Source organism: Pseudomonas sp. HP_08 (assembly GCF_055284095.1).
In genome coordinates this window covers 18,237-33,712 of the sequence record NZ_JBTOQC010000010.1, presented here as the reverse complement: position 1 = coordinate 33,712, position 15,476 = coordinate 18,237, and the positions used below count along the sequence as shown (strand labels likewise).

The 15,476-nt window shown below is 62.7% G+C and carries 12 protein-coding genes; 1 reads left to right on the top strand and 11 read right to left on the bottom strand.

What is annotated here, in order from left to right; translation table 11 throughout:
- Positions 1 to 324: 324 nt before the first annotated feature.
- The 9 genes from tauD to ACYAS9_RS10385 form a co-directional block, all read right to left on the bottom strand.
- A complete protein-coding gene (gene tauD / locus ACYAS9_RS10425) occupies positions 325 to 1,158 on the bottom strand; it encodes a taurine dioxygenase (RefSeq protein ID WP_463568215.1) in 834 nt (277 codons plus the stop codon).
- A gap of 11 nt (positions 1,159 to 1,169) precedes the next feature.
- Positions 1,170 to 2,015, bottom strand: coding sequence for a taurine ABC transporter permease TauC (tauC, locus tag ACYAS9_RS10420; protein WP_463568214.1), 846 nt, complete (start codon positions 2,013 to 2,015; stop codon positions 1,170 to 1,172).
- Positions 2,012 to 2,806 (bottom strand): taurine ABC transporter ATP-binding subunit, encoded by a 795-nt coding sequence (gene tauB / locus ACYAS9_RS10415; RefSeq protein WP_463568213.1) that lies wholly within the window; start codon positions 2,804 to 2,806, stop codon positions 2,012 to 2,014. Before tauB ends, tauC begins: the two co-directional genes overlap by 4 nt.
- 36 nt (positions 2,807 to 2,842) lie before the next feature.
- Positions 2,843 to 3,826: a taurine ABC transporter substrate-binding protein gene (gene tauA / locus ACYAS9_RS10410; protein ID WP_463568212.1), complete on the bottom strand. Its 984-nt coding sequence runs from the start codon at positions 3,824 to 3,826 to the stop codon at positions 2,843 to 2,845.
- A 121-nt stretch (positions 3,827 to 3,947) separates the two neighbouring features.
- Positions 3,948 to 5,339 (bottom strand): MFS transporter, encoded by a 1,392-nt coding sequence (locus ACYAS9_RS10405; RefSeq protein WP_463568211.1) that lies wholly within the window; start codon positions 5,337 to 5,339, stop codon positions 3,948 to 3,950.
- 169 nt (positions 5,340 to 5,508) lie between these two features.
- Complete coding sequence (locus ACYAS9_RS10400) at positions 5,509 to 6,243, bottom strand: tRNA-dependent cyclodipeptide synthase (RefSeq protein WP_463568210.1); 735 nt, start codon at positions 6,241 to 6,243, stop codon at positions 5,509 to 5,511.
- A 2-nt stretch (positions 6,244 to 6,245) separates the two neighbouring features.
- Entirely contained in the window at positions 6,246 to 7,022 is a 777-nt protein-coding gene (locus ACYAS9_RS10395) for a 2OG-Fe(II) oxygenase (RefSeq protein WP_463568209.1), read from the bottom strand.
- 54 nt (positions 7,023 to 7,076) lie between these two features.
- Positions 7,077 to 7,991, bottom strand: a complete 915-nt coding sequence (locus tag ACYAS9_RS10390; protein ID WP_463568208.1) for an ABC transporter substrate-binding protein — start codon at positions 7,989 to 7,991, stop codon at positions 7,077 to 7,079.
- Positions 7,992 to 8,014: 23 nt separating this feature from the next.
- On the bottom strand, positions 8,015 to 10,480 hold the full coding sequence (locus ACYAS9_RS10385; protein ID WP_463568207.1) for a TonB-dependent receptor plug domain-containing protein: 2,466 nt from the start codon (positions 10,478 to 10,480) through the stop codon (positions 8,015 to 8,017).
- A 178-nt stretch (positions 10,481 to 10,658) separates the two neighbouring features.
- On the opposite strand from ACYAS9_RS10385, the gene ACYAS9_RS10380 reads away from it, so the two are divergent.
- Positions 10,659 to 11,972: an LLM class flavin-dependent oxidoreductase gene (locus tag ACYAS9_RS10380; RefSeq protein WP_463568206.1), complete on the top strand. Its 1,314-nt coding sequence runs from the start codon at positions 10,659 to 10,661 to the stop codon at positions 11,970 to 11,972.
- 54 nt (positions 11,973 to 12,026) lie between these two features.
- On the opposite strand, the gene betA is transcribed toward ACYAS9_RS10380, so the two are convergent.
- Together betA and betB are read right to left on the bottom strand one after the other, a co-directional pair.
- Entirely contained in the window at positions 12,027 to 13,781 is a 1,755-nt protein-coding gene (gene betA, locus ACYAS9_RS10375; protein ID WP_463568205.1) for a choline dehydrogenase, read from the bottom strand.
- Positions 13,782 to 13,932: 151 nt separating this feature from the next.
- Positions 13,933 to 15,405, bottom strand: coding sequence for a betaine-aldehyde dehydrogenase (gene betB / locus ACYAS9_RS10370; RefSeq protein WP_463568204.1), 1,473 nt, complete (start codon positions 15,403 to 15,405; stop codon positions 13,933 to 13,935).
- Between the last annotated feature and the right edge of the window lie 71 nt (positions 15,406 to 15,476).

Sequence of the window (15,476 nt, the reverse complement as noted above, 5' to 3'; positions counted from 1 at the left end):
GTATAAAGAAGGAACTTTCAGTGAATCGATTAAGGCATTAATACTTTGGCGGTGAGCCAACTTGTCGAGTCGTGGCGCGCCGAAAATGGACTAACACCATGGTGTTATCACTTAAGTATTAATGTCGGTCGCGTAAAGGTGTACAGAAGTAAGGTCATTGACCGTACAGCATGAAAGCTGCACGGCATCCAACGTATTAATACTTTGGTTATAGTGCGGAGGCGGGAGGCGATACCTGAAAAATGACTTGCCCGGTCGATAATCAGCGACTACGTTTATTGAAGTCCTTATTTAACGCAAGGACTTCCATGGGCCACTTTATTATTAATACGGCGCGTCACCCAGGATCGTGGCGCGGTGCATGATGCGCCGCTGAGGGCGATAGTCGTCGATGGCAAAGTGTTGGGTGATGCGGTTATCCCAGAAGGCGACATCGTCCTGCTGCCACTGCCAGCGCACGGTGAATTGCGGTTGCGTGGCATGGCTGAACAGCAGCTTGAGAATGGCTTCGCTTTCAGCCTCCGGCAGTTCGTTGATGTGCGTGGTAAAGCCCTCGTTGACGAACAGGCCCTTGCGCCCGGTGACCGGGTGAGTGCGCACCACCGGGTGGCTGTGCGGCGGGTTGTTGCGTTTGGCGTGCTCGAAGCGTACCTTTTCGTCGTCGGTGATCGCAAAGCGTGATTCCGGGAACGACTTGCTCAGGTCGTGGCTGGCGGTCAAACCGTCGAGCAGGCGCTTGAGCGGCTCGGACAGCGCTTCATATGCGGCGCTGCTGCTGGCCCACAAGGTGTCGCCACCGTAAGGCGGCACCTGTTTGGCACTGAGCACCGCACCCAGCGCCGGGGTTTTCAGAAAGCTCACATCCGAATGCCACAAGGCGTTGTCGCGCAGGTCGGTCACCGCCGTATCCAGAATCAGCACCTGCGGCTGTTCGGGCACATTCGGGTAGATCGGGTGAATGTGCAGGTCGCCGAAATACGCCGCCAGCCGCGCCTGTTGCGCAGGCGTGAGCGGCTGTTTGCGAAAGAACAGCACTTGATGATCAAGCAGTGCCTGGTGCAGTTGCCGGTGATGCGCTTCGCTCAGCGGCTGGCTGAGGTCGACGCCCTCGATGCGTGCGCCGAGTGCCGGGCTGATGGGGGTGATAGTCAGGCTCATGAGTTGTCTCGTTAGTGGCCACGGCCGTGCCAAGGCACGAGTTTGCGTTGCAGGGCACGCAGGCCCAGTTCTATGGCGAAGGCAATCAGGGCGATGACCAGAATGCCCAGCACCACGACGTCGGTGACCAGAAATTGCGCCGCCGACTGGACCATGAAGCCCAGGCCGCTGGTGGCGGCAATCAGCTCGGCGGCCACCAGGGTCGACCAGCCGACACCCAGGCCGATACGAATACCGATCAGGATGTCCGGCAAGGCACCGGGCACGATCACATGGCGGATCAACTGTCGGCGCGTGGCGCCCAGCGATTGCGCGGCGCGGATTTTGGCCTGGTCGACATTGCGCACGCCGGTGGCAGTGGCAATGGCGATGGGCGCGAAGATCGCCAGATAGATCAGCAGGGTCTTGGACAACTCGCCGATGCCGCACCAGATCACGATCAAGGGCAGATAGGCCAGCGGCGGAATCGGCCGGTAGAACTCGATCAGCGGGTCGAGAATGCCTTGGGCAACACGGTTATGGCCGATGGCAATGCCCACCGGCACGGCAAACAGGATGGCGGCCACCAGCGCCAGGCCGATGCGTTGCAGGCTCGCGCCCAGGTGCTGCCACAGGGTCGACTCCATGTAGCCGTCGGTCACCAGCAGCCAGGCTTTTTGCAGCACGGCCGAAGGCGGCGGCAGAAACAGCGGTTCGATCAGCTCGGCGGCGGTCACTGCCCACCACAGGCTTAGCAGGACGATGAACGTCAGGCTGCTGATGGTGCGCGTGCTGATCGTTCGTGCCCGGCGCGGCGTCGCTGTGGCCTGACGGTTCAGTTGCTCAAGGCCGGATTCGCTGATGCGTGCGTCGCTCATGCTGACTCCTTGCGCGCGGCGGCGCTGCGCTGCGAGAACACCCGCTCCAGCACATGCTCGCGGGTGGCAATGAATGTGGGATCTGACTTGATGGCGCGCGCCGATTCGCCAGCGGCGTAGCGCAGGCCAAAATCCAGTTTCAGGTGCTCGTCGACCCGGCCGGGCGAGGGCGCCAGCAGGATCAGGTCGGTGGCCAGGAACACCGCTTCCTCGATGTCGTGGGTGATCAGAAACACCGGCTTGCGGGTGCGTTGCCAGACTTGCAGCAACAGCTCCTGCACCTGCTCGCGGGTAAAGGCATCCAGCGCGCCGAACGGCTCATCCATCAGCAGCACGCGCGGGTTGGCCGCCAGCGCGCGGGCCAGGCCGACCCGTTGGCGCTGGCCACCGGACAACTGCCAGATCTGCCGGCTTTCAAAACCGGCCAGGTCCACAAGCGCAAGCATCTCGCGCGCGGTCTGCTCGCGTTGGTTGCGCTCGATGCCGGCCAGTTGCAGGCCGAAGCCGACGTTGTCGAGCACATTCAGCCACGGCAACAGGGCATCGTCCTGAAACACCACGCCACGCTCGGCGCTCGGGCCGTGCACCGGCACACCGTCCAGAGTGATGCGCCCGCCGCTGGGTTCGACAAATCCGGCAATCAGGTTCAGCAGAGACGTCTTGCCACTGCCCGACGGACCCAGCGCCACCAGCAATTGCTGCGGGCCCAGGCTCAGGGAAATGTCCGCCAGCACCGCTTCAGCGGCGCCAAGGTAATGAGCGCTGACGCGCTCCAGTTGTAGCAGGGCCATGCGGCGTCCCTCCAGAATGATTGCGGCGCGTCCGGATCAGTTATTGATGTACTTGGCGCTCACGTACGGGCTGTAGTCGCCCAGCACGGTTTCGACCTTGCCTTGTTCCTTGAGGAAATTGGCAGTGTTGCTGATCGCGGTGGCGGTGCCGCCGTCCAGCAGGGCGCTGGAGCGCTGCGCCTGGGCATCCGGGTATTCGGAGCCGGCCAGCAATTCAGGCACATCTTCGGCATTGGAGCCGGTGAGTTTGGCGATCTTTTTCACCTGCTCGGAATCGGCGGTCCACTTGGCCTTGTTGGCTTGATAGTCAGCAAACGAGTCGAGGGTGACCTTGGCGAATTTGGCGATGACGTCCGGGTTCTTCTCGGCGTAGTCCTTGCGGGCGACCCAGACCTCGAAGGTCGGCGCGCCCCATCTGCCGACTTCGGCCGCATCGGTCAGCACCTTGCCGGTCTTGCGGATCTCGCCCAAGGCTGGCGACCAGACAAACGCGCCGTCGATGTCGCCACGCTTCCAGGCCGCGGCGATCTGCAGCGGTTGCAGGTTGACCACCTTTACCTTGCCTTCCAGGCCCCACTGCTTGAGCGCGCCGAGCAGGCTGTAGTGCGAGGTGGAGACGAACGGGGTGGCGATGGTCTTGCCGACCAGGTCTTGCGGGTTGACGATGCCGCTGCCGTTACGCACCACCAGCGCTTCGGCGGAGTTGATCTGCGCCGAGACAATGAACGCCACGATCGGCAGCTTGCGCGACGCGGCGGCGGCCAGCGGGCTGGAACCCAGGTTGCCGATCTGCACGTCACCGGAGGCCAGTGCGGTCACCACTTCCGGGCCGCTGTTGAAGCGCCGCCAGTCGATCTTTTCACCAATGGCTTTTTCATAGGCGCCGTCGGCCTGCGGCACTTTGCTCGGATCGACGCCGGTCTGGTAACCGACGATCAGCGGCGCGGCCTGAACATTGAAGGCCAGCAACGAGGCTGCCAGTACGGAGAGCAACGGACGAACGAACGCTTTATGAGCCATGACGATTCTTCTTGATAGGGTGGTGGCGGGTTGGGCGTTGCAATATTGAGGTTATAAAAAAGCTCATTCCAATAATTATTTGGAATGAGCTTAGAGCGGCGAACGAGGCGTTCCGCCAGCGTTACACCTGCACGGTCTGCGCTGATTCGCGCAACAGCCAGCGTTGTCCCAGCCACGCAGCGATCAACACCGCGGTAAGGGCGATCATCACCGCCTGATAACCCTGCAGAAACACGCCTGTCTGCGCCGCCTCGCCAGGCCCGGTGTAATGCCGCAGCAAGCCAACGCCCAGCGCCAGGCCCAGGCCGCCGCCGACGTTATGCAAGGTCATCAGCGAACCCACCGCCACCGAGCCGAAGCGCTCCGGCACCGAAGTGACGCCCAGCACCGTCGAAGGCCCCAGCAGACACGCCCAGCCCAGGCCCATCACCGCAAATGCCGCCAGCACATACAGCCAGGCAGTGTGGGTCGAAAACCCGGTTTGCAGCAGGGCGCTGGCAGCGAACAGCAGCAGCCCTGTCTGGATCAACAGCGCCGGGCCCTTGCGGTCCACCAGCCGGCCGACCCACGGCGACAGCAGCGCCACGCCCAGCGTGGTGGGCAGCAGCAACAGGCCGGTGGTCTGGCTGTCGGTGCCGCGCACCTGGGCCAGGTACAGCGGCATGACGAAGAATGCCACGCAATAGAACACCGCGAGGGTAAAGCTGGCCAGCACCGCCGCGACGAAACGCCGGTTGGCAAACAGGTGCAGGTCGATGATCGGCGAGGCCACGCGCAGCTCGACGCGGATAAACAGCCCCAGCGCGACCACCGCCAGCGCCAGCGTTGCCAGGCTTTGCGCCGACTGCCAGCCCCAATCGCTGCCTTGTACGATCAACAACACCAGCGCCGGCAAGCCGATCAGCAACAGCAGGGTGCCGGCCCAGTCGAGCCTGGGTTGTGCTTCGTCGGAGCGCGATTCGCTGACGTTGAAGGCAATCACCGCCAGGCTCAACAGCACGAACGGCACGTTGATCAAAAAGATCCACGGCCAGCCGAACGCCTGGGTCAGCACGCCGCCCAGCACCGGCCCGACCGCCAGGCCCACGCCGTTGAAACCGAACAGCACGCCGAAGGCCTTGCCTTGTTCTTCGGGCGCAAAAGCCTGGGCCACGATGGCGCCCGAGGCGGTATACAGCACCGCACAGGCCAGCCCTTGCAGCACCCGCGCAACCACCAGCGCCTCCAGATTACTGACTAACCCTGCGCCCAGCGACGCCAGGCCGAAGACAATCAAGCCCAGCGACAACACCCGCTTGCGCCCGTACAGATCGGCCAGCCGCCCGGCCAGCACCATGAAACTGGACATCGCCAGCAAAAACGCATTGATCACCCATTGCAGATGATCGACCGGCGCCTGCAACTCACTTTGCAGCGCCGGCAGTGCGGTGTTGACGATGGTGAAATCGACACAGCCCAGAAAGCTGGCGATGCTGACACCGCCCAAGGCCCACCATTTACGAGAAACCGTCATGAACATCTCCTGTGGTAACAAATTCTGCCAAAGCAACACGGCCCTTTGTAGGAGCGCGCTTGCCCGCGACCGGCTGCGTTAGCAGTCGTAAATTTTCAGCGTTTCCGAGATTTTGCGAGCGCTACGCACTCGGTCGCGGGCAAGCGCGCTCCTACGGGGGGGAAGGCAGTTACACCGCGAAAGCAGCCCTGGCCCAGACGGGGTGTGCGTTGCCATGCAGCGGTTGCTCGGCCACCGCGGCGCGTTTCTTGAATTTCAGCGACAGCCACCGGGCGTGGTCCGGGTAGTGCGGCTCGACAAAGTGCCGGCGGGTGGCGGCCATGGCGCGGGTCATCGGTTGCGGGTAAACCACAAAGTCGATCCCTTGCGAGGCCCACAGCGGCATGATGATCGGGCATTCCTCGATCAGGTAATTCAGGCAGCGGGTGCGCGCTTCGTCCAGGTCGGCCTCGGGGTTGCGTTTGTGCAGGCGGTCGAGAAACAGGCCGATGGTGGCGTTGACCTCGTCGCGGTAGTCGCGATTGTTTTCGTACTCGAACTGCACCCGGTCCAGCAACGGCCGGTAGCCGCTGTCGAGCAGGCATTCTTCCCAGCGCAGGATGCGCGTGACACTGGCCAGCCTGTTGATCGCGGCCTGGTTGCGCGCCAGCCATTGTTCGCCCGACTCGCTGCTGACCCGGTACACCTCTTCATAGCTGTAGTTGCTGAGGTTGTGGCGTTGCAGAATATCGGCCACGGCAATGGTGGTTGAGGCAAAGCCCTGACGGTTGATCAGGTCGATGGTGGCTTCGAATTTGCCGCCTTCGTGGTAGTCCTGGCCGACGCTGATCAGCAGCAAGGCGTGCTTGCCGCGATAGTCATGTTGAAGGTCCGTTTCAAATGCCGCTTTATAAATAGCGCTCATGCTCAACTCCAGTAGATCAAGGGGGATTGCTCGCCGAAATAACCGATGAAGCTCGACAGGGTGATTCGCGGCGTGTGTTGCACGGGACGAACCGCGTGGATGAAACGCGGGTTGATGATGATCAGGTCGCCGTCTTCGGGGCGGGTGGTGAAATCGGCCGGGCGCAGCCGGTCGCGATCGATGCCGTAATGGCGGTCGCTTTTCAGGCGCTGGTATTCGTCCTCGCTGGGGCGGGTGTTCCACACCTCCAGCTCGCCGCCGTGCTCGGGCACATGCAGGTAAATGTTCGCCGACAGTTGCGCTTGCAGGCTGACCTGCAAGTGCGCCGGCAGATTCCACTCCAGCTTGTCGATGTGCGGGCACAGGTCGATGTCCGGTTCCTGGTAACGGGTGACGCCGGTGAAGCACTTTTCGCCGTCGACATCGAGCAGGTGCGCGCCGCGAGGCCAGACCTCATCGAGCTTCAGGCGCAGGTCGTCGATGGGCGACAGGTAAGGGCGAAAGGCATCGCGCACCCGGTTGATATTGCCGCGCGCCGCCTGGTGATAGGCGCTGCGCACCTCGTCGCTCTTGATTTCGGCATAGGCGATGCCCAGCCGGGTGAACTCGCGGGCTTGGCCCAGCGAGCCCCGTTGCGGGTGATCGAACAGATGCTTGCGTGCGGCATCCAGGCTTTGGGAACTGACGAAATCGGGTATGCGGATACCGTAGATGTCGTGATCGAGCAGTTGATGAATGTGGCCCGAGGACAATTCCCCGGCAGCAACGGTTGCGAGCATTACTTACCTCCTGGCAGTAAAACGAGCCCCACGGCAGACACGCACAGGCCGGGCTCAATGATCGAAACGGGTGTCGTAGTACGCGTTGGCGTCGATGCCCTGGCGGATGATTCCTTCATCGCGGTACAGGTCGGCGCTGTGTTGCAACTGGTCGATAACCGTCGCATCGATGGCGATGCGTTGCGGCCTGGATTCCAGGGTTGAAACGCGGTGAAACTCGACCGGCAGCCCGGTGGAGGCGGCGAGTTGTCCGGCGTAGGCGTCCACGTTGCGGTTGGCCCACTGGTAGGCGCGCTCGATGCGGGTCAGCAGATCGCGCAGCGCCTCGCTCTTTTCATCGATGGCGCGTTGGCCGGCGACGATCAGCACATTGCCGCCAAACAGCTTCTCGCCACTGGCCAGTACGCGGGTCTGGTCTTGCAGGCGGGCCATGGTGGTGTACGGGTCCCAGGTCGCCCACACATCCGCACCGCCATTGGCCAGCAACACCCGCGATTCCCCCGGTTGCAGGAAAATGAACTGCGCATCACTGCCGTGCAGCCCGGCCTGGCGCAACAGCGCCAACGCCAGAAAATGACCGATCGAGCCGCGTGTGGTGGTGATGCGCTGACCCTTGAGATCCGCCGCGGTCTTGAGCGGCGAATCGGGCCTGACCACCAGCGCCACCATGGTCGGCGTCACTTGCAGCTTGATCACCGCCACGGTCTTGATCGGCGCTTTTGCGGCCACGGCGAAGATAAACGGCGCCTCGCCCAGCGCGCCGATATCGATGGCGTTCAGGCTCAGGGCCTCGGCAATCGGCGGCGCCGAAGGGAACGATGAAAACTCGACCGCGTAGGGCAAGCCTTGCAGTTCGCCGGCTGCCTGCAACAGCACTTTGAGCGACGCCTTCTGGCTGCCGACGCGCAAGGTGGTCTGCGCCTGGACCTGGATTGTGCAGCCCAGCCCCAGCAACGCGAGCAGCAGCATGGCCTGCACAGGCTTGCCCCGGCTCAAAACGCCACGCTCACACGGCCGTAGTAATAGCCACCGGCAAACCCGTACGGCGAGAACATGCCGTACTCGTATGTGCCGGCCCAGGTCTTGATGCCTTTCTTGTCCGGGTACACATCGAACAGGTTATTGGCGCCCAGGGCCACGGTGAGGTTGTCGGTGACGTCATAGGCGACATCGAGGTCGGTGATCCACTTGGCGCTGTAGGTGCGATCGTTATCCGGGATATTCGAGCCTTCGGTGTACTGGCCATAACGGGTCAGGGCCAGGTTGACGTTCCAGCGGTCGAGCCGGTAGTGGGTCGAGGCGATCCACTTGTCCTTGGGCGTGGCCTTGGTCAGGTCGATCTGTTGCTGGCGGTCGAACAGCACATAACCGCTGCCCAGGCTGGACAACTGACTGGGGTTGGCGGCAAGGCCGCGAATGGTGTTGCGGTTGTGGTTATAGGCCAGGCTGAATTTCGCCTGCCCGTATTGCTGCAACGCCAGGCTGTATTCGGCCACCAGATCGACGCCCTGGGTGCGGGTGTCGGCGGCATTGGCGTAATACTGGCCGGCCAGGTTCGGCGGCAGGCCGTTGGCGGTGAGGATGTTCGACACGGCAGCGCCGCTGAGCACGCCGGTTTGCAGGATGCGGTCGTCGATGTCGATCAGGTACCAGTCGGCGGTCAGGCGCAGGCGCTCCAAAGGTTCAGCGGTCAGGCCCAGGCTGTAACTGAGGGAGGTTTCAGGCTCCAGCGAGGTGGCGCCCAACGCGATGGCTTCCGCTGAATCGGGGCGCATCTGCCGGGTGCGGGCCACGCTGGTCACGCCACCGACGCCGAACTGGGTGATGCTGCTGGTCGCCGAAAACTGATTCTGCGCCAGCGACGGGGCACGAAAGCCCTTGCTGACGCCTGCGCGCAGCGCATAGCCCGGCACAAACTCATAGCGGGTGGTCAGCTTGCCGCTGGTGGTCTCACCGATGCCCTGGTTGTACTTCTCATGGCGTACCGCGGCGCCCACGTACCAGTTGCTGGTCACATCCAGGCCCAGGTCGAAATAGGCCGCGACGTTCTGGCGCTCGGCGCTGCCGGCATCGTCCGGGCTGGTGCCGGCCACCGAGAACAGGCCAGGGTCGGGCACTCGCCCGGCGAACGGCCCGGTCGGGATTACATAACTGCCCTGGTTGTACGAGTCGGGCTCGCCGGCTTGCAGGGTGAACTCCTCCCAGCGGTATTCGACACCGGCCGAGGTTTGCAGCGGGCTGCTCCAGCCGATGTCCAGCGCACGGGTGAAGTCGAGGTTGGTGGTCCACTGATCGAAGATTTCGTTGGCCAGATGAAAGCGGTGCTGGCTGAAGTCCGGGCCGTTGGAAATGTTGACGTTGTTGTCGGTGTACAGCCGCGCCTTGTCGCGGCCATAGCTGCTGCTGACATCCCAGTCCCAGCCGGCCACTTCGCCCTTGAGCCCGGCGGTGGCCTGGTAGTCGAGCTCTTCGATCTCGCGCCGCGCCTGGCCGCCATCGCCATACGGCGCGCCGTCGACACCGGCCAGGCTGGTGATATCGGTGGGCTTGCGATGCCCCAGGTCCTTGTTGCTGTTGCGATAGCTCAAGGTCGAGAACGAGTACAGGGTCACATCGTTTGGCAGCGGCACTTCCAGGTTGTAGGCCAGGCTGGTGGTGCGGTCGCGGCCCAGGCCATATTCGTTGCCCCAGCCATGGCGGTTGCTTTCGCGCGGGTCGGGCGAGCCGTCGGGCTGGTTGAAGTACAACTGGCCGGAGGCGGCCGAATCGCGAATCCACGGCTCCTGGGCCTTGGCATCGAACGACAGGTTGAAAAAGCCGCCATCGCCCAGCGCCGTCCCCACGTTGGCCGCTTCATGGCCGGTGGTGCCGTCGCCGTTGTAGTTCTGGCCCAGCGAGGTCTCGGAGGTCACGCCGTCGGCATTGCGCTTGAGGATGATATTGATCACCCCGGCAATGGCGTCCGAGCCGTATTGGGCGGCGGCGCCATCGCGCAGCACTTCGATGCGCTCCACGGCGGCGGTAGGAATCAGGTCGAGGTCGACCGGCGTCGAGGCGTTGCCGACCCGCGCATTGTTGTTGATCATCGCGGTGTTATGCCGGCGCTTGCCGTTGACCAGAATCAACACCTGATCGCCGCCCAGGCCACGCATGCTGATGCCGCGCACGACAAAACCGGTGCCGCCGCCGTTGAAGGTCGGCACGTTGAACGAGGGGATCAGGCGGGCGAGGATTTCCTTGAGGCCGCTCTTGCCGGTGGCGGTGAGCTGTTCGCTGGTGTAAACGTCGATCGGGACCGGGCTGTCGGTCAGGGTGCGTTGCTGGTTGCCACGAAGGCCGGTCACCAGCACGGTGTCGAGGGTGTCGTCAGCCTGAACCAGGCTGCTTAAAGCACTAGCGGCAATCAGCAACCCGGCGGTGGGCAGAGGTGCAAGAAACGTTCGGGCAGCGTTGCTCATCAGTCGTTATCCGTGCGTGCATAGTCATTGTCCTTAGCGCTGGGAGCGCCCGTTTTGGATCCCATTATTGGGTGAAGGGGAGTGTAGGTGCGGTAACAAAATGTTAAAAAGACGGAATACGAATAAGCTAATGTTCATATCTTGTAACAAAAAACCAACAAATTCAGTGTGGGTATAAATGAGTCGTACACAGCAACAGATGCGCCTGGGCCTGTTTATCCAGGCTGCCGGCCACCACGCTTCGGGCTGGCGCTACCCTGGCGCGCAAAGCGGCAGTGAGAACTTTGCCCTGGTGCGCAGGCTCACCGAGAGCGCCGAGCGTGCGTGTTTCGACCTGGTATTTTTCGGCGACAAGCTGGTCACCGGCCCACAAGAACCGCCGTCGATGATCGTGCGCTTCGAGCCGCTGACCCTGCTTGGCGCACTGGCCACAGTGACCGAACGCATCGGCCTGGTCGCCACCGCCTCGACCACCTATGGCGAGCCCTACACCGTGGCGCGCCAGTTCGGCACGCTGGATCATATTTCCAATGGCCGCGTGGCCTGGAACGTGGTCACCACCGGCTACGACAGCGCGGCCAATTTCACCCTCGGCAATCACCCCGACCACGAGCAGCGCTATGCCGTGGCCGAGGAGTTCGTCGATGTGGTGCGCGGGCTGTGGGACAGCTTTGAAGACGACGCCTATGTGCGCAATGCCGAAACCGGCGTGTACCTGGACAGCGGCAAGATGCATCGCCTCGATCATCAGGGCGAGTTCTTCAACATTGCCGGCCCCTTGAACCTGACCCGCAGCCCGCAAGGCCATCCGGTGCTGGTGCAGGCCGGCTCGTCGGGGCCGGGCATGGCGCTGGCCTCGCGCATTGCCGAAGTGGTGTTCACCGCGCAACAAGACCTGCCCAGCGCCCAGCAGTTTTATGCCGACCTCAAGCGTCAAGTCGTCGAGCATGGCCGCGATCCCGGCCATTGCCTGGTGATGCCCGGCATCATGCCGATCATTGGCCGCACCCAGGACGAAGCGCTGGCGCACTTCGAACGCCTGCAACAATGGAATGACCTGGACGCCGCGCTGGCGCTGGTGAGTGACCGCTTGGGGCATGACGTGCGCGGCTTCGATCTGGATCAGCCGTTACCCGATCTGCCGTTGCCGCAAAACATGAAAAGCCGCGCGCAACTGCTGCTGGACATGAGCCACAAGGACGGCCTGACCCTGCGTCAGGTCTGCCACCTGGCGGCTGGCGCACGCGGTCATCGCATTGTGGTGGGCACGGCGCAGCGGGTCGCCGATGAAATGATTGCCTGGTTCGAGGGTGAAGCCGCTGATGGCTTCAACCTGATGCCAGCGCATTTTCCTGAGGGGCTTGATGCGTTTGTCGAGGGCGTGCTGCCGATCCTGCGCAAGCACGGGCTGTTTCGCGAGCAGTACAGCGGGCATACGCTGCGTGAGCATCTGGGCCTGCCACGGCCCGCGCATCGCTCCAGCGCTGGCTGAGCGACAGCGCTATGTCAAAGACACAGCGCTGTCTTGTGCAGATCGCACATGACCTCAGTGAGCGACCGGCTCAGGCGCTGCCTGTACCGGCAGCACTTGCGATGCCGCCAGGCCTTTGGTGTGCTCGGTCTGGCGCATCGGGGCGCGGCGTACCGGGGCGCCATTGGCCTTGAAGTACTTGGCATTGCTGCGCGGCAGGGCGTCGCGGTTGCGAATGCGGTCGGCGATCTTCTCGGCGATCATGATGGTGGTGGCGTTGAGGTTACCGGTGATGATCTCCGGCATGATCGACGCATCCACGACACGCAGTCCTTCCATGCCATGCACACGGCCCTGGCCGTCGACCACGGCCAGCGGGTCGGTGCCCATCTTGCACGAGCACGATGGGTGGTAGGCGGTTTCGGCGTGTTCACGCACAAAGGCGTCGAGTTGTTCGTCGGTCACAGCGTCCAGGCCCGGGCTGATTTCGCGGCCGCGATACGGGTCCAGCGCCGGCTGGGCCATGATTTCGCGGGTAATGCGAATACCGTCGCGAAACTCCTGCCAGTCCTGCTCACTGGCCATGTAGTTGAACAGGATGCTTGGGTGCTCGTGCGGATCCCTGGACTTGATCTGCACCCGGCCACGGCTTGGCGAGCGCATCGAGCCCACGTGCGCCTGGAAGCCGTGCTCCTGAACGCCCTTGCTGCCGTTGTAATTGATCGCCACCGGCAGGAAGTGGTACTGGATGTTCGGCCACTCAAACTCAGGGCGTGAGCGGATAAAACCGCCCGCTTCGAACTGGTTGCTGGCGCCGATACCGGTGCCGTTGAACAGCCATTCGGCACCGATGGCCGGCTGGTTCCACCACAACAGCGACGGGTACAACGACACAGGTTTTGTGCAGGCGTACTGGATGTACACCTCCAGGTGGTCCTGCAGGTTTTCACCGACGCCAGGCAGGTCGTGGACCAGCGGCACATTGTGCTTTTTCAGCAGTTCGGCAGGGCCGACACCGGAGCGTTGCAGAATCTGCGGCGAGGCGATGGCGCCGGCGCTGAGCAGCACTTCCTTGCGCGCTTTGGCTTGCACAGGCGTGGTCGAGTTGCCGACCAGATAGCTGACGCCCACGGCGCGCTTGCCTTCGAAGACAATGCGGTCGGTGGTGGCGTGAGTCACGATGGTCAGGGTATCGCGCTGCTTGGCGGTATCGAGATAGCCGCGCGCGGTGCTGGCACGTCGGCCGTTTGGCGTGACGGTGCGGTCCATCGGACCAAAACCTTCCTGCTGATAACCGTTAAGGTCGTCGGTGCGCGGGTAACCGGCTTGCACGCCGGCCTCGACCATGGCCGCGAACAATGGGTTGTTGTTGGCTTTGGGCGTGGTAACGCTCACCGGGCCCTGGCCGCCGTGCCAGTCGTTGGCGCCGATGTCGCGGGTTTCGGCCTTGCGGAAATACGGCAGGCAGTCCGGGTAGGTCCAGTCTTCCAGACCCGGCAGTTTGGCCCAGCCGTCGAAATCCATGGCGTTGCCACGGATGTAGCACATGCCGTTGATCAGCGAAGAACCGCCCAGGCCTTTACCGCGACCGCACTCCATGCGGCGGTTGTTCATGTGCGGCTCGGGATCGGTCTCATAAGCCCAGTTGTAGCGACGGCCTTGCAGCGGGAAGGCGAGGGCGGCCGGCATCTGGGTACGGAAATCCAGACGATAGTCCGGGCCACCGGCCTCCAGCAGCAAGACAGTGACGCCCGGATCTTCGGTCAGGCGCGTGGCGAGGGTGTTACCGGCGGAACCGGCACCAATGATGATGTAATCGAACTCTGACATGGCAGGACTCCTGTCGGAGCCCCGCCATGAGCTGCAAGCTATAAGTTTCAAGCTGCAAGCAGTTCGGCGGAACTCCAGAAATTCATGATGGCCGCAACACCGCAGTTTTTAACGTGCGGCTTGCAGCTCGAAGCGTGTAGCTGCCGTCTTCCTAGAAGACGGAGGCGTAGTCGCCCAGTTCGACCTGGATCGATTTGACCCGGGTGTATTGGGCCAGCGACACAAGGCCGTTCTCACGACCGACGCCCGATTGCTTGTAGCCACCGACCGGCATGGAGGCAGCCGATTCGCCCCAGGTGTTGATCCAGCAGATACCGGCTTCAAGCTGGTGAATCACACGGTGGGCGCGGGTCAGGTTTTCGGTGACGATACCGGCAGCCAGGCCGTAGTCGGTGTCGTTGGCGCGGCGGATGACTTCTTCTTCAGTGTCGTAGCCGAGGATGCTCATCACCGGGCCAAAGATCTCCTCGCGCACGATGGTCATTTCATCGGTGCAGTCGGTGAATACGGTCGGTGCGACATAAGCGCCTTGCGCCAGTGCGCCTTCGGTCAGGCGTTCGCCGCCGTGCAGCAGGCGCGCGCCTTCTTCCTTGCCCTTGGCGATGTAGCCCAGCACGCTTTCCATGTGCGCGAAGCTCACCAGCGGGCCGAAGTTGATGTTTTCGTCAGTCGGGTCGCCAATGCGGATGCGCTTGACGCGCTCCAGAACCTTGGCCTCGAAGGCTTCTTTCAGCGCGTTCGGAATGAACACGCGGGTGCCGTTGGTGCACACCTGGCCGGAGCTGTAGAAGTTGGCCATCATCGCAATGTCGGCGGCCTTATCCAGGTCGGCATCGTCGAAAATGATCAGCGGCGACTTGCCGCCCAGTTCCATGGTCACTTCCTTGAGGCTGGAACCCGAAGCGCTGGCCATGACTTTCTTGCCGGTGCTGGTGCCACCGGTGAACGAGATTTTCTCGATCTGCGGGTGTTCGGTCAGGGCGCTGCCCACATCGCGGCCGCTGCCGGTCAGCACGTTGAACACGCCATCGGGCAGGCCAGCGGCGGTGAAGATTTCCGCCAGTTTAAGGGTGGTCAGCGAGGTGACTTCACTCGGCTTGAAGATCATTGCGTTGCCGGCCGCCAGGGCAGGGGCCGATTTCCACAGGGCGATCTGGATCGGGTAGTTCCACGCGCCGATGCCGGCGGTGATGCCCAGCGGTTCGCGGCGGGTGTAGACAAACGAGGTGTCGCGCAGCGGAATCTGCTCGCCTTCGATGGCGACGGCCAGGCCTGCGTAATACTCCAGCACATCGGCGCCGGTGACGACGTCGACATAACGGGTTTCCGAATACGCCTTGCCGGTGTCGAGGGTTTCCAGTTGCGCCAGCTCATCGTTGCGCTCGCGCAGGATATCGACGGCGCGACGCAGAATGCGCGAGCGCTCGACAGCGGTCATGGCTGCCCAGACTTTCTGGCCTTTCTCTGCGCTCTTGACGGCACGCTCCACGTCAGCCGCGGTGGCGCGCTGGACCTTGGCCAGCACTTCGCCGGTGGCAGGGTTGATAGCGTCAAAGGTTTCTGTGCCGCTGGCGTCAACGTAACCGCCATCGATATAGAGTTTTTGCGTTTCAAAACGGGCCATAGGGTTCTCGCAAGTGCATAGGTGGACTAAAACTAGCCTACTTTATTTATGTTGAACGCTCAATCAGTAAA

Coding starts and splice junctions, on each gene's coding strand:
- ACYAS9_RS10395 (WP_463568209.1), bottom strand. CDS start 7,022: ATGCTCGCAACCGTTGCTGCCGGGGAATTGTCCTCGGGCCACATTCAT.
- tauA (WP_463568212.1), bottom strand. CDS start 3,826: ATGGCTCATAAAGCGTTCGTTCGTCCGTTGCTCTCCGTACTGGCAGCC.
- ACYAS9_RS10400 (WP_463568210.1), bottom strand. CDS start 6,243: ATGAGCGCTATTTATAAAGCGGCATTTGAAACGGACCTTCAACATGAC.
- tauB (WP_463568213.1), bottom strand. CDS start 2,806: ATGGCCCTGCTACAACTGGAGCGCGTCAGCGCTCATTACCTTGGCGCC.
- tauD (WP_463568215.1), bottom strand. CDS start 1,158: ATGAGCCTGACTATCACCCCCATCAGCCCGGCACTCGGCGCACGCATC.
- ACYAS9_RS10390 (WP_463568208.1), bottom strand. CDS start 7,991: ATGCTGCTGCTCGCGTTGCTGGGGCTGGGCTGCACAATCCAGGTCCAG.
- ACYAS9_RS10385 (WP_463568207.1), bottom strand. CDS start 10,480: ATGAGCAACGCTGCCCGAACGTTTCTTGCACCTCTGCCCACCGCCGGG.
- ACYAS9_RS10380 (WP_463568206.1), top strand. CDS start 10,659: ATGAGTCGTACACAGCAACAGATGCGCCTGGGCCTGTTTATCCAGGCT.
- betA (WP_463568205.1), bottom strand. CDS start 13,781: ATGTCAGAGTTCGATTACATCATCATTGGTGCCGGTTCCGCCGGTAAC.
- tauC (WP_463568214.1), bottom strand. CDS start 2,015: ATGAGCGACGCACGCATCAGCGAATCCGGCCTTGAGCAACTGAACCGT.
- betB (WP_463568204.1), bottom strand. CDS start 15,405: ATGGCCCGTTTTGAAACGCAAAAACTCTATATCGATGGCGGTTACGTT.
- ACYAS9_RS10405 (WP_463568211.1), bottom strand. CDS start 5,339: ATGACGGTTTCTCGTAAATGGTGGGCCTTGGGCGGTGTCAGCATCGCC.